This is a genomic window from Buttiauxella warmboldiae (assembly GCF_003818135.1).
Taxonomy (GTDB): Bacteria; Pseudomonadota; Gammaproteobacteria; order Enterobacterales; family Enterobacteriaceae; genus Buttiauxella; species Buttiauxella warmboldiae.
Genome location: NZ_RPOH01000035.1, coordinates 1 through 13,097, shown reverse-complemented (window position 1 = coordinate 13,097; position 13,097 = coordinate 1). Strand labels below are relative to the sequence as shown.

17 protein-coding genes are annotated in these 13,097 nt (G+C 58.4%); all 17 read left to right on the top strand.

Going from position 1 to position 13,097, the window contains the following annotated elements:
- The first annotated feature begins 5 nt into the window (after window positions 1-5).
- Genes EHN07_RS09915 through cobS form a run of 17 tightly spaced genes read left to right on the top strand, consistent with a single transcriptional unit; the run spans window position 6 to window position 13,065 of the window.
- Window positions 6-638, top strand: coding sequence for a cobalt-precorrin-8 methylmutase (locus EHN07_RS09915; RefSeq protein ID WP_124023988.1), 633 nt, complete (start codon window positions 6-8; stop codon window positions 636-638).
- Entirely contained in the window at window positions 635-1,771 is a 1,137-nt protein-coding gene (cbiD, locus tag EHN07_RS09910) for a cobalt-precorrin-5B (C(1))-methyltransferase CbiD (RefSeq protein WP_124023987.1), read from the top strand. The genes EHN07_RS09915 and cbiD overlap by 4 nt, the downstream gene beginning before the upstream one ends.
- A complete protein-coding gene (locus EHN07_RS09905; RefSeq protein WP_124023986.1) occupies window positions 1,765-2,370 on the top strand; it encodes a cobalt-precorrin-7 (C(5))-methyltransferase in 606 nt (201 codons plus the stop codon). Before cbiD ends, EHN07_RS09905 begins: the two co-directional genes overlap by 7 nt.
- Window positions 2,360-2,929: a decarboxylating cobalt-precorrin-6B (C(15))-methyltransferase gene (locus EHN07_RS09900; protein ID WP_124023985.1), complete on the top strand. Its 570-nt coding sequence runs from the start codon at window positions 2,360-2,362 to the stop codon at window positions 2,927-2,929. The genes EHN07_RS09905 and EHN07_RS09900 overlap by 11 nt, the downstream gene beginning before the upstream one ends.
- A complete protein-coding gene (locus EHN07_RS09895; RefSeq protein WP_124023984.1) occupies window positions 2,922-3,695 on the top strand; it encodes a cobalt-precorrin-4 methyltransferase in 774 nt (257 codons plus the stop codon). The genes EHN07_RS09900 and EHN07_RS09895 overlap by 8 nt, the downstream gene beginning before the upstream one ends.
- Window positions 3,676-4,737: a cobalt-precorrin 5A hydrolase gene (gene cbiG / locus EHN07_RS09890; RefSeq protein WP_124023983.1), complete on the top strand. Its 1,062-nt coding sequence runs from the start codon at window positions 3,676-3,678 to the stop codon at window positions 4,735-4,737. The genes EHN07_RS09895 and cbiG overlap by 20 nt, the downstream gene beginning before the upstream one ends.
- Complete coding sequence (locus EHN07_RS09885; RefSeq protein WP_124023982.1) at window positions 4,731-5,456, top strand: precorrin-3B C(17)-methyltransferase; 726 nt, start codon at window positions 4,731-4,733, stop codon at window positions 5,454-5,456. Before cbiG ends, EHN07_RS09885 begins: the two co-directional genes overlap by 7 nt.
- Window positions 5,453-6,241, top strand: coding sequence for a cobalt-precorrin-6A reductase (locus tag EHN07_RS09880; RefSeq protein ID WP_124023981.1), 789 nt, complete (start codon window positions 5,453-5,455; stop codon window positions 6,239-6,241). Before EHN07_RS09885 ends, EHN07_RS09880 begins: the two co-directional genes overlap by 4 nt.
- A complete protein-coding gene (gene cbiK, locus EHN07_RS09875) occupies window positions 6,241-7,038 on the top strand; it encodes a sirohydrochlorin cobaltochelatase (protein ID WP_124023980.1) in 798 nt (265 codons plus the stop codon). The genes EHN07_RS09880 and cbiK overlap by 1 nt, the downstream gene beginning before the upstream one ends.
- Complete coding sequence (locus tag EHN07_RS09870) at window positions 7,035-7,748, top strand: cobalt-factor II C(20)-methyltransferase (protein ID WP_124023979.1); 714 nt, start codon at window positions 7,035-7,037, stop codon at window positions 7,746-7,748. The genes cbiK and EHN07_RS09870 overlap by 4 nt, the downstream gene beginning before the upstream one ends.
- A gap of 3 nt (window positions 7,749-7,751) precedes the next feature.
- Window positions 7,752-8,483 (top strand): cobalt ECF transporter S component CbiM, encoded by a 732-nt coding sequence (cbiM, locus tag EHN07_RS09865; protein ID WP_124023978.1) that lies wholly within the window; start codon window positions 7,752-7,754, stop codon window positions 8,481-8,483.
- Between the two features lies 1 nt (window position 8,484).
- On the top strand, window positions 8,485-8,766 hold the full coding sequence (locus EHN07_RS09860) for an energy-coupling factor ABC transporter substrate-binding protein (protein ID WP_124023977.1): 282 nt from the start codon (window positions 8,485-8,487) through the stop codon (window positions 8,764-8,766).
- The gene (locus tag EHN07_RS09855) at window positions 8,753-9,430 is read left to right on the top strand and encodes an energy-coupling factor ABC transporter transmembrane protein (protein ID WP_124023976.1); all 678 of its coding nucleotides are present in this window, start codon (window positions 8,753-8,755) and stop codon (window positions 9,428-9,430) included. Before EHN07_RS09860 ends, EHN07_RS09855 begins: the two co-directional genes overlap by 14 nt.
- A gap of 11 nt (window positions 9,431-9,441) precedes the next feature.
- Entirely contained in the window at window positions 9,442-10,248 is an 807-nt protein-coding gene (locus tag EHN07_RS09850; protein ID WP_124023975.1) for an ATP-binding cassette domain-containing protein, read from the top strand.
- Window positions 10,248-11,783 carry a cobyric acid synthase gene (locus EHN07_RS09845; RefSeq protein ID WP_124023974.1) on the top strand — a complete coding sequence of 512 codons (1,536 nt, stop codon included), beginning with the start codon at window positions 10,248-10,250 and terminating at the stop codon, window positions 11,781-11,783. The genes EHN07_RS09850 and EHN07_RS09845 overlap by 1 nt, the downstream gene beginning before the upstream one ends.
- Complete coding sequence (gene cobU, locus EHN07_RS09840; protein WP_124023973.1) at window positions 11,780-12,322, top strand: bifunctional adenosylcobinamide kinase/adenosylcobinamide-phosphate guanylyltransferase; 543 nt, start codon at window positions 11,780-11,782, stop codon at window positions 12,320-12,322. Before EHN07_RS09845 ends, cobU begins: the two co-directional genes overlap by 4 nt.
- Complete coding sequence (gene cobS, locus EHN07_RS09835; protein WP_124023972.1) at window positions 12,319-13,065, top strand: adenosylcobinamide-GDP ribazoletransferase; 747 nt, start codon at window positions 12,319-12,321, stop codon at window positions 13,063-13,065. Before cobU ends, cobS begins: the two co-directional genes overlap by 4 nt.
- Window positions 13,066-13,097: the final 32 nt, after the last annotated feature.

The following is a 13,097-nucleotide window of genomic DNA, read 5'->3' as shown; positions in this document are numbered from 1 at the left end:
TCCTGATGAACTACCTGCAACAACCCCAGCTTATTGAGCAACACAGTTTTGAAATCATCAGCGGGATTATTGCCGCTGAGCACCCGGAATATCGTTTCAACGATGCTATCCAGGAGGCGATGATCAAACGCGTTATTCACACCACCGCCGATTTCGAGTGGCTGGATATTCTCTGGTTCTCCCCGGATGTTATCGAAAAACTCAGCGCCAGCCTGCAGCGGGGCTGCACGTTATATACCGATACCACTATGGCGTTATCCGGGATTAACAAAACGCTGCTGGCGCAATTTGGCTGCAGCTGTCGCTGCTTTATTAGCGATCCACGCGTCGTGGCCCATGCCAAAGAGCAGGGGATTACGCGTTCGATGGCGGCGGTGGATCTTGCGTTGCTGGAAGAGGGGGAAAAGATCTTTGTCTTTGGTAATGCGCCGACCGCGCTGTTTCGCCTGCTGGAAAAAGGGGCGACGCCTGCCGCGGTTATCGGCGTGCCGGTGGGATTTGTCGGTGCCGAAGAGTCTAAAGAAGCCTTGGTTGAAAGCGGATTACCGGCGATTGCCGCACGCGGGCGCAAAGGCGGCAGCAACGTGGCAGCTGCGATTGTTAACGCGCTGCTTTACCGCCTGCGGGAGGCTGAGTGAGCGAGCAGCAGGTCGATTGCGTCTGGCATAAAGGCAAAGCCTACCGCAAAGGGTACACCACCGGCTCCTGTGCCACCGCTGCGGCGAAAGTCGCCGCGCTGATGGTATTGCGCCAGCACGTTATCGACCAGGTTTCGATCGTCACGCCGTCTGGCGTCACCCTGCATCTCAACGTTGAAATGCCGATTATCGCAGGGCAGCAGGCGACGGCCGCCATCCGTAAAGATGGGGGGGATGACGTTGACGCCACCCACGGGATGCTGATTTTCGCCCGCGTAGAACTTAACGACAGCGGCACCATCACGCTGCGTGGTGGCGATGGCATTGGCGTGGTCACGCGCAAAGGCATTGGTTTGCCCATTGGCGACTCTGCGATTAACCGCACGCCGCGCCAGACCATTGAGGCAGCGGTGCGCGAAGTCATTGGCGCGGAACGCGGCGCCGCAGTTGAAATTTTTGCCCCCGAAGGCGAAGAGCGGGCGAAGAAAACCTACAACCACCGCCTTGGCATCCTGGGCGGCATTTCCATCATCGGCACCACCGGTATCGTGATGCCGATGTCCGAAGAGAGCTGGAAGCGCTCGCTGGCGCTGGAGCTGGAAATGAAACGCGCTGCAGGTCTCGATAAGGTCATTCTGGTGCCGGGCAACCACGGCGAACGCTTTGTGCGCGAACAGCTGCAGCTGGATGGCGAATGTGTGGTGACGATGAGCAATTTCGTCGGCTACATGATTCAGGAAGCGGTGCGCCTTGAATATCGCCATATCGTGCTGATTGGCCACCCTGGCAAACTGGTAAAAGTTGCCGCCGGGATTTTCCACACCCATAGCCACATCGCCGACGGGCGCATGGAAACGCTGGTGGCGCACCTGGCCTTAATGGGCGCGCCTTTTGCGCTGCTTGAAGCCGTAAGCCAGTGCGATACCACCGAGGCCGCGCTGGAAATAATTAGTGAACAGGGCTGGACGGGGGTATTCGAGCGCCTGGCGATACGCATTTGCGAACGCGTCGCTGAAATGCTGCGCTTCACCCAGTCGCCGCCGAAGTGCGACACCATTTTATTCTCCTTTGATAACCAGGTCTTAGGCAGTAGCCGCCCGCTGGAGCAGATTGCCGGGGAGTTGCGATGCTGACGGTGGTAGGCATTGGGCCAGGGGCTACGGAATACCTGACCCTACAGGCGCAGCGCGCCATTAACGCCGCGGAAATTCTGGTTGGCGGCGCCCGGCAGCTGGCGTTATTTACCGAATTTAGTGGCGAAACGCGGCTGCTGGATAGCGATCTCGATGGGTTAATGAGCTGGCTTGCGCAGCGCTGTGAAACGCAGCGCATTGTGGTGCTGGCCTCCGGCGACCCGCTGGTATACGGCATTGGCAAGCGGCTGGCCGCCCATTTTCCCCCTGAGCAATTGCGCATTATTCCGGGCATCAGCTCCATTCAGTATCTGTGCGCCAGAGCGGCGGTGGATATGAACGACCTGTGGATCACCAGCAGCCACGGGCGCGAGCCTGATTTTGACGCCATTGCTGCGCAGCGCAAAGTGGCGATGGTGACCGACGCTATTATCGGCCCTTATGCCATCGCCCGGGCGATGCTGGCGCGCGGGCTTAACCCCACCTTAATTATTGGCGAGAAGCTGTCGTCAGCGGATGAACGAATCCATCGCCTTGCGGCCTGCGAGGTTGCGCAAAGCTATGGGATGAACGTGGTGCTTATTCTCAATGAAAGATGATCTGTTTTTACGCGGCGCACGCGTGCCGATGACCAAAGAAGTGGTGCGCACCCAGGCGCTGGAGCGTTTGCAGCTTGAGGGCGCGCAGCGGTTTATCGACGTCGGTGCCGGTACCGGCAGCGTGTCGCTGGAGGCGGCAATGCGTTACCCGCAGCTGCGCGTGACGGCAATTGAACGCAACCCTGACGCGCTGGCGCTGATGGCGGAAAACCGCGAACTGTTTGCCTGCCCCAACGTGGAGATTATCAGCGGGTATGCGCCGATAGAGCTGGAGACGATGGCCGATGCGGTATTTATCGGCGGCAGCGGCGGGCAGCTTACCGGGCTTATCGACTGGTCGCTTGCGCATCTTTACCCCGGCGGGCGCCTGGTGATGACCTTTATTCTGCTGGAAAACTTAACCTGCGCGTTAAGCCATCTTGAACAGTGCGCGGTGCAGGATTTTGACTGCCTGCAGCTGCAGGTGTCGCAGCTTGCCACATTGGGCCGCGGGCACTATTTCAAACCGAACAATCCCACTTATTTGATCTCTTGCCGCAAGGAAGGTCGCCATGACTGAGTTATTTGATCCCCGTAAAGTCTGGTTCGTTGGCGCAGGTCCCGGCGACAAAGAGCTGATCACGCTAAAAGGCTACCGCATCCTGCAACAGGCGCAAGTGGTGATTTATGCCGGATCGCTGATTAACCCGGAGCTGCTGGATGACTGCCAGCCGGGGGCCGAATGCCACGACAGCGCGGCGCTGAATCTTGAGCAAATTATCGCGCTGATGGAAAGCGGCGTGAAGGCGGGCAAGCTGGTAGTGCGCCTGCAAACCGGCGATCTCTCGCTGTATGGCTCGATTCGCGAGCAGGGTGAAATGCTGACTGAGCGCGGAATTGGCTACGTTTCGGTGCCGGGAGTCAGTGCGTTTCTGGGGGCCGCCGCGCAGCTTGGCGTGGAATACACGGTGCCGGAAGTGTCGCAAAGCCTGATTATCACGCGCATTGAAGGCCGCACGCCGATGCCGCCGTTAGAACAGCTTGAATCATTTGCGCAGCATCAAACCTCGATGGCGATCTTCCTCTCGGTGCAGCGTATTCATCGCGTGGCAGAACGCCTGATTGAGGGCGGTTACCCGCCAGATACGCCGGCTGCGGTGGTCTACAAAGCAACCTGGCCGGACTGTCAGGAATTACGCGGCACGCTTTCCGACATCGCAGAAAAAGTACGCGAGGCGGGGATACGTAAAACCGCGCTGATTATGGTCGGGGCATTTCTTGGCGAGGAGTATCACTACTCTAAACTTTACGATGCAGGGTTTAGCCATGAATACCGCAAAGCCTGAAGCCATTGCGCTATTTTGCCTGACGCCCGGCGGCGTGGCGCTGGCACAGCGCCTGCGCGCCGCGTTACCGCTGGTCTGCTTTACCAGCGAAAAGCTGCTGCAACCGGGATTTATTCCGTTTGGCGGCAGTTTTGCCCGGACGGTGGCGCAGGCGTTTAGCCAGTATCCGGCGCTGGTGTTTATTGCCGCCACCGGCATTGTGGTGCGTGTGATTGCGCCGCTGCTAAATGACAAGCTGCACGACCCGGCGGTAGTGGTAATGGATGAGCGCGCAGAGCATGTGATCAGCCTGCTTTCCGGGCACCTCGGTGGCGCGAACGATCTGACCCGCCAACTGGCGGCGCTGCTGGGCGCCGATCCGGTTATCACCACCGCCACGGATGTTAATCAACTGGCGGCACTCGATACGCTGGCGGCAAAGCTTGACGCCAGCATGCAGGATTTCCGGCAGGCGGTGAAAACCGTCAACCAGATGCTGGTGAGCCAGCAGCGCGTCGGCCTGTGGTGGGATGGCGATTTTGCGCCGCAGGCCCACGAATACGATACCCGTGGTTTTATCCCGGTCGCCAGCCTTGATGCGCTGCCAGAGCTTGATGCGCTGGTCTGCGTCACGCTGCGTGATGCGCTACCCGCTCAGGCTATTCCGCTGTTTAAGCTGGTGCCTAAGCGCGTGGTGGCCGGCATTGGCTGCCGCCGCAATACCTCACTACAAATCGTTGCCGAGCTACTAGACCAGCAGCTGGCGGAAAATCATTTTGACCCACTGGCGCTGCGCGCCATCGGCAGCGTCACCCTTAAACAGGATGAAGCGGCATTGCTGGCGCTGGCAAAAGAGCGCCAGGTTCCCTTCAGACTATTTAGCGTTGACCAACTGAGCGAACACGAACAGCGCTTTCCGGTATCGGCCTTCGTGCGCGAAACCCTCGGCGTTGGCAGCGTTTCGCAACCGGCGGCGTGGCTGCTGAGCCACGGCAGGCTGGTTGGTCACACCCTGAAAACCCAGGGCGTCACTATAACTTTAGGAGTTTCAGACAGATGTTAACGGTAATTGGCATAGGCCCCGGCAGCGAAGCCATGATGACGCAGGAAGCCATTGCGGCCCTGCAGGAAGCGGAAATTGTCGTCGGTTATAAAACCTATACCCACCTGGTCAAGCCGCTGACCGGCGACAAACAGGTGATTAAAACCGGCATGTGCAAAGAGATTGAGCGCTGCCAGACCGCGATTGATCTGGCGCAGGCCGGGCACAGGGTGGCGCTGATCAGCAGCGGCGATGCCGGAATCTACGGCATGGCAGGCCTGGTGCTGGAGCTGGTGACCGCCCAGAATCTGGATATTGAAGTGCGGCTGGTGGCGGGCATCACGGCCAGTATTGCCGCCGCGTCGCTGCTCGGCGCGCCGCTGATGCACGATTTCTGCCATATCAGCCTGAGTGATTTGCTGACGCCGTGGCCGGTTATCGAAAAACGCATTCTTGCCGCCGCCGCCGCTGACTTTGTTATCTGCTTCTACAACCCGCGCAGCCGTGGCCGCGAAGGGCATCTGGCGCGCGCGTTTGCGCTGATGAGCGAGTTTACCCGCCCGCAAACGCCGGTCGGCGTGGTGAAAGCCGCCGGGCGTAAGAAAGAGCAAAAATGGCTGACCACCTTTGGCGAGATGGATTTCGCACCGGTGGATATGACCAGTCTGGTGATCGTCGGCAACAAAACCACCTTTGTGCGCAACGGCTTAATGATTACCCCGCGAGGCTATGAGCTGTGAGTGAGCCTCAGGTACTGGTGTTTGGCGGAACCAGCGATGCCCGCTTTATCTGCCAGATCCTCGATCAACACCGCATTTCATACACCCTTTCGGTCGCGACAGCGGTGGGCAAGGCGCTGGCGGGGGATATCGGCGGGCAAATTCGCGTTGGGCGCATCGATAGCGATGAAATAGCTCAGTGGCTGGCGAGCCACGCGGTGAGCTGGGTGATTGATGCCTCGCACCCCTATGCCGAACTGCTCAGCCACAATATTACCCGCGCCTGTGAAACTGCAGGCGCCACGCTCAGCCGCTACCAGCGCCATAGCGAACTGGATGTGCTGGAACACCCGCTGCTGCATAAAGTTGCCAGTTTGCAGCAGGCCTGCGCCGTGGCAAACCAGTTCGGCCCGCGCGTGTTGTTGACCACCGGCAGCAAAGAGCTGGCGGCGTACCTTCAGGGGTTGCCGGGCAAAACGCTGTTAGCGCGGGTGCTGCCCACTCGAGAAGTGATTGCGCAGTGCGAAGAGCTGGGGCTGGGCGTCGACAATATTATTGCGCTGCGCGGCCCGTTTAGTGCCGAATTTAACGCCGCAATGTATGACTTTTGCGCGCCCGACGTGCTGATCACCAAAGAGTCAGGTGCGGAAGGCGGCTATCTCGACAAAATTAACCCCGCCCTGGCGCGAAACATTCCCTGTGTGGTGGTGACTCGCCCACAGCCCCTTGTTAATGGCCCGGAATTGCTGGAAAGCCGTGAAGATGTGAGCCGCCGCGTGCTGCGCTGGCTGCAAGAGAGAAAATAATGAACAAAGCCCTGTTAGTCATCAGTTTTGGCACCAGTTACCACGATACCTGTGCGAAAAATATTGTGGCCTGCGAAGAGCAGCTGGCGCGCACTTTTGCCGACCGCGATCTGTTCCGCGCCTTTACCTCCGGCATGATTATCCGCAAGTTAAAAAGCCGCGATAACCTGGAGATCGACTCCCCGGCGCAGGCATTGCAGCGCCTGGCCGCACTTGGCTATCAGGATGTGGCGGTGCAGTCGCTGCATGTGATTAACGGTGACGAATACGAAAAAATCGCCCGCGAAGTGCAGGCGCACAGCCATTTGTTCCAGCGCCTGGCGTTAGGCACGGCGCTGCTGAGTGATTTCAACGACTATGAGCTGCTGCTGGACGCGCTGCAAAGCCAGATGCCTGTGATGGAGGCCGACGAGCGCGTGGTGTTTATGGGCCACGGGGCCAGCCACCATGCGTTTTCTGCCTATGCCTGCCTCGACCATCTGATGGCGGCGCGTAACATTCCGGCCCGCGTTGGCGCGGTAGAAAGCTACCCGGAGATCGACCTGATCGTGCGCGGCCTGCTGCAGGAAAAGGTGCGCAAAGTCCACCTGATGCCGCTGATGCTGGTGGCCGGAGATCACGCGATTAACGACATGGCGTCGGATGAAGAAGATTCCTGGAAAACGCAGCTGCAGGAAGCGGGTATTGAGGCGCAGCCGTGGCTGCAAGGGCTGGGCGAAAACCCGAAAATTCGCGCCATGTTCGTCAACCATCTGCAGAGTGCGCTGGAAAAATTACCGGCGGAGGCGACGGCATGAGCGGACGTTTATATGCCCTTGGCACCGGCCCTGGCGCCAGTGACCTGATCACCGTGCGCGCAGCACGGATCATCGGCAAGCTGGATGTGCTCTACGCCCCGGCCGGGCGCAAAGGCGGCGACAGCCTGGCGCTCTCTATTGTGCGCGAGTATTTAAGCGACGCCACCGAAGTGCGCACCTGCCACTTCCCGATGAGCGCCGATAACGACGAAAAAGCGCTGGTGTGGGATGAAACCGCCGCCGCGCTAATCCACGAAGTGGAGCAGGGCAAGCAGGTGGGATTTATCACGCTCGGCGATGCAATGTTATTCAGTACCTGGGTCTATTTACTGGCGCGGATTGGCCACCCTGAGTGGCTGGAAATTGTGCCCGGCGTCACCTCTTTTGCCGCTATCGCATCGCGTGCGCAGCTGCCGCTGGCGATGGAGCAGCAGTCGCTGGCGGTGATGTCCTGTACCGTATCGCATCAGGCGTTGGCCGAGGCGCTGCGCGCCCACGAGTGCGTGGTGCTGATGAAGGTTTACGGGCGTTTCGCGCAAATTAAAGCGCTGTTGCAGCACCTTGATCTTATCGATAGCGCGGTGTTAATGGCGGAGGCGACGCTGCCGGGCGAGCAGTGCTGGCGGGATCTGAAGTCTGTGCCGGGGGATCAACCGCTGCCGTATTTTTCCACCATTCTGGTGAATAAACAGTGGCGTCGTCAGGGGTAAATCATGGAGCAACTTGTTAAAAAACTCTCGCTAAGCGGGCTGGGTATGGGGATGTTATTGCTTATCGTGCCGCAGGAAGCCTTCGCCATGCACATTATGGAAGGCTTCCTGCCGCCGATGTGGGCGCTGGCGTGGTGGATTTTATTCCTGCCTTGCCTGTACGTCGGGCTGGTGCGCCTGCGCCAGATAGTGGCCCATGACAGCAACCAGAAAGTGCTGCTGGCATTATGCGGCGCGTTTATTTTTGTGCTCTCGGCGTTAAAAATTCCCTCGGTAACCGGAAGCTGTTCACACCCAACCGGCGCAGGACTTGCGGTGATCCTGTTTGGACCGGGCGTGGTCGCGGTTCTGGGGGCGATTGTGCTGCTGTTCCAGGCGCTGTTGCTGGCCCACGGCGGCCTGACGACGCTGGGTGCCAACGGCATGTCGATGGCGGTGATTGGCCCGGTTGTCGGCTATCTGGTGTGGAAACTGGCGTGCAGAGCGGGTTTTCGCCGCGACGTAGCCGTGTTCCTGTGCGCGATGCTGGCTGACTTAACCACCTACTTTGTCACCTCTATTCAACTGGGCGCGGCATTCCCCGATCCGCATTTCGGCATCACCGGCTCTGCGCTGAAATTTATGGGCATCTTCTGCCTGACGCAGATCCCGATTGCTATTGCCGAAGGTCTGCTGACCGTGATGATTTACGAGCAGCTCACCAGACGACAGCTGCTTCCAGCAAGGAGCCACTAAGATGAAAAAGACCCTGATTCTGCTCGCCCTGGTGGTGGGATTAATGATTGTGCCGTTTTTTATCCCGCACGGCGGCGAATACGGCGGCTCTGACGAGCAGGCCGAAAGCCAGATTTTAGCTGTCGCCCCGCATTACCAACCGTGGTTTGAGCCGCTGTATGAACCGGCAAGCAGCGAAATTGAAAGCCTGCTGTTTACCCTGCAAGGCTCAATCGGCACGGCGGTGATTTTTTATATTCTGGGATTCTACCGGGGCAGACGCGGCGACCATGCTGGGGATTGATAAGCTCAGCTATCAAAGCCGCTGGTGCCGCGTTTCACCGCTGCGCAAATTCGCCCTGTATCTGCTGATGCTGGCGCTGGCGTTTGCGCTGCCGCCGCTCGGGCAGGGGATTTTGCTGCTGGTAATTGCGGCATTCACCTGCTGGCTGCTGCGCGTGGGCCCGGTGCGCTATCTGCGCTGGCTGGCGGTGCCGCTGGGCTTTTTACTGCTGGGCGTGGTGACGATTATTTTCAGCGCGTCACACCAGACGCAGGCGCTGTTATGGAGCGTACCGCTCGGCACGTGGCATATCGGTATTGATGCGCAAGGGCTGCAGGTGGCAAACCAGACGTTCTGGCGCAGCCTTGCGGCACTCGCTGCGACCTACTGGCTGGTGCTCAATCTGCCGTTTCCGCAGCTGATTATTCTGCTACAGCGCTTACGCGTGCCGCGCCTGCTGATCGAGCAGATCCTGCTGACCTGGCGTTTTATTTTTATCCTGCTGGACGAAGCGCAGGCTATTCATCGTGCTCAGTCATTACGTTTCGGTTATCGTACCTTGCCCGGCGGCTACCGCTCGCTTGCCATGTTAATCAGCATGTTGTTTTCACGCGTGCTGCTGCGTTACCAACAAATGGTCACCACGCTTGAGGTCAAACTTTACCAGGGTGATTTCCACCTGTGAGAACCGCACCGATGCTCGCAACCCTTAATTTATCTTTCCGCTACCAGGACGAAACCGTTCTGCACGATTTAAGCTTCGATTTTGGCGCGTTTCCGGTAACGGGCATTGTCGGGGCGAACGGCTGTGGAAAATCCACGCTGTTTATGAACCTCAACGGCGTGCTGCGCCCGCAGCAGGGGGCCGTGTTATGGCAGGGGAAAGCGCTTAATTACAGCAAAGCCGGGTTAATGGAGCATCGCCAGCGCGTCACTACGGTGTTTCAGGACCCGGAACAGCAAATTTTCTATACCGATATTGATAGCGATATCGCGTTTAGCCTGCATAACCTTGGCGTTGACGAAAGGGAAATTGCCCGCCGAGTGGAACAGACTATTGAGCTGGTCGACGCGGGCTCTTTTCGCCATAAACCGATACAGTATTTAAGCCACGGGCAAAAGAAACGCGTCGCGATTGCCGGGGCGCTGGTGATGGAAGCCGACTATCTGCTGCTTGATGAACCCACCGCCGGGCTTGACCCGAGCGGCCGCCAGCAGATGATTGAGATAATCGCCCGCATCGCAGCCCGGGGTAAACATGTGGTTATCTCAAGCCATGATATTGATTTGATTTATGAAGTTTGTGATGGCGTTTATGTGCTTAACGGCGGCAAAATCATGGCGCAGGGCAAACCCGGTGAGGTCTTTCGCCAGGCATCCCTGCTGCGTGAAGCAGGCCTGGTACAGCCGTGGCTAGTCAAGCTGCACAGCGAGCTTGGTTTCCCGCTGTGCAAAACCGAAACTCAACTATTTAACGCGTTACGCGAACCAAAGGAAGCATGATGAGCCTCGCAATAATGGTTCAGGGCACCGCTTCGGATGTCGGGAAAAGTATGCTGGTGGCGGGCCTGTGCCGCATCTTTGCCCAGGACGGCCAGCGCACCGCGCCGTTTAAATCGCAAAATATGGCGCTGAACTCCGGCATTACCCCGGACGGTAAAGAGATGGGCCGCGCGCAGATTTTCCAGGCCGAAGCGGCGGGTATCGCCCCGGATGTGCGTATGAACCCGGTACTGCTCAAGCCGACCAGCGACCGTAAAGCGCAGGTGGTATTGATGGGTAAAGTCGCCACTAATATGGATGCGGTGACCTATCACAATTACAAACCACAGCTGAAAGCGCAGATCCGTGAGGTGTACCAGAGCCTTGCGGCAGAACACGACGTCATGGTGCTGGAAGGCGCGGGTAGCCCGGCTGAGATCAATTTGCGCGATCGCGATATCGTCAATATGGGGATGGCGGAACTGGCGCAATGCCCGGTGATTCTGGTGGCCGATATTGACCGTGGCGGCGTATTCGCCGCGATTTACGGCACCATTGCGCTGCTGCTGGAGCACGAAAAGTGGCGCGTAAAGGGGGTTATCATCAATAAATTTCGCGGCGACGTGGCGCTGCTCTATTCCGGCATCGAACAGATTGAAGCATTAACCGGCGTGCCGGTATTAGGGGTGATGCCGTGGCTGAACGTTGACCTGGAAGATGAGGACAGCGTGGTGCTGGAGCGCGGGAAATATGATTCCGCAGCGGTAAAAGATCTGGATATTGCGGTGCTACAGCTGCCGTATATGTCGAACTTCACCGATTTCAACGCGCTGGCCGCACAGCCCGACGTGCGCCTGCGCTACGTCAGCAAGCCTGATGAGCTGAATAACCACGACCTGGTGATTGTGCCTGGCAGTAAAAATACCCTCGGTGATTTACGCTGGCTGCGGGAAAACGGTTTAGAGCAGGCGCTGCTGGCACATCATCGCAATCACGGCGCGGTGCTGGGGATCTGCGGCGGCTATCAGATGCTCGGGCAGCATATTTACGACGAAGTGGAGTCGGGCCTGGGGGAAATGCCGGGCCTCGGTCTGCTGGATGTCGTCACGCATTTCGCCAGTGAGAAGACCACGACCCGCGTGTCCGGGCAGGTGCAGAGCGCGTTGCCCGGCCTGTTTGCCGCAAGCTCAGGGGCGGCGTTACAGGGCTATGAAATTCATCTGGGCGAGACGCGGCGCGGTGAAAATACCGCTCCGTTTGCCACCTTCACCAGCTGTAATATGCGGCCCTGCCATCATATTGATGGGGCAATCAGCGCCGACGGGCGCGTGCTCGGCACCTACCTGCACGGCCTGTTTGATAGCGGTGAATTTACCCGCAGCCTGCTGAACGCCCTGCGCCTGCGCAAAGGGCTGCGCCCCTGGGAAGGGGAAAACTTCGACTACCGGCAGCATAAAGAGGCGCAGTTTACTATTCTGGCCGATTCAATGCGTGAACATATTGATATTGAAAGGATTTATCAGATAATGCGCGAGCATCAGGAGCAAAGGGTATGAAACTCGTCACCGGCGGCGCGCGCAGCGGCAAGAGCCGCCATGCTGAACAGCTGGCGGCAAATTTTGAGCGCGTGCTGTATATCGCCACCTCGAAAATTTTCGACGTTGAGATGGCGCAGCGAATTGCGCACCACCGCGACAGCCGCCCGGCTCACTGGCGCACCGTTGAGCAGTATCGTGAATTAAACGCCGTGATTAATGAACGCAACTGCGCGCAGGAAGCCGTGCTGCTGGAGTGCATTACGACGCTTATCACCAATGTAATGTACGATGCCGCGGGCGAGAAACCCGAGGAGGAGTGGGATTTTGAGTTAATCGAAGAGGCGGTGGCGCGGCAAATCGATATTTTGCTGGCGGCCTGTAAGGCCTGCCCGGCGGAAGTGATTCTGGTCACTAACGAAGTGGGAATGGGGATTGTGCCGGAAAACCGCCTGGCGCGGCATTTCCGCGATATTGCCGGGCGGGTAAATCAGCGCCTGGCACAATGCGCCGATGAAGTCTGGCTGGTTGTTTCAGGGATTGGAGTCAAAATTAAATGAATGTTCGCCTGTTTTTTGCCACCCTGCAGTTTATGAGCCGCATTCCGGTGCGCGCGCGTTGGTCGGACGGCATTGAAAGCCACCAGTATGTGCGCGGTATTGTGACCTTCCCGTTTGTCGGGCTGGTATTAGGCGCGTTAGCCGCAGCGGTGTTTACGCTGCTGCAGCCCTGGGCGGGCCTGCCGCTGGCGGCAATGGGTTACGTGCTGGCGCTGGCCTTACTGACCGGCGGCTTCCATCTTGATGGGCTTGCCGATACCTGCGACGGAATATTCTCCGCGCGTACCCGCGACCGTATGTTAGAAATTATGCGCGACAGCCGCCTCGGGACTCACGGCGGGCTGGCGCTGATCTTTGTGATTGTGACGAAAGTGCTGGTAGTCAGCGAACTGGCTATGCGCGGCAACAATATGCTGATGGTGTTAGCCGCGGCATCCGTCGCCGGACGTGCCGCCTGCGTGCTGCTGATGTACAACCATAAATATGCCCGCGAGCAGGGGCTGGGTAACCTGTTTATCGGCAAGGTGACCGGTACGCAAACGCTGCTGACGCTGGCGGGTGGCGCGGTGTTATGCACCGTGCTGTTGCCGATGGCGGGTCTGCTGGCGCTGGGGGTAACGGTGTTTGCCGTGTGGGGTTTAGGCCTGATGTTACGTCGCACGCTCGGCGGGCAAACCGGCGACACCCTGGGGGCCGCCATCGAATTAGGCGAAGTGGTTTTCCTGCTGGCGTTACTGCGCTAAACCGCCCGTAACAATTGATTTTCCTTGTTTTT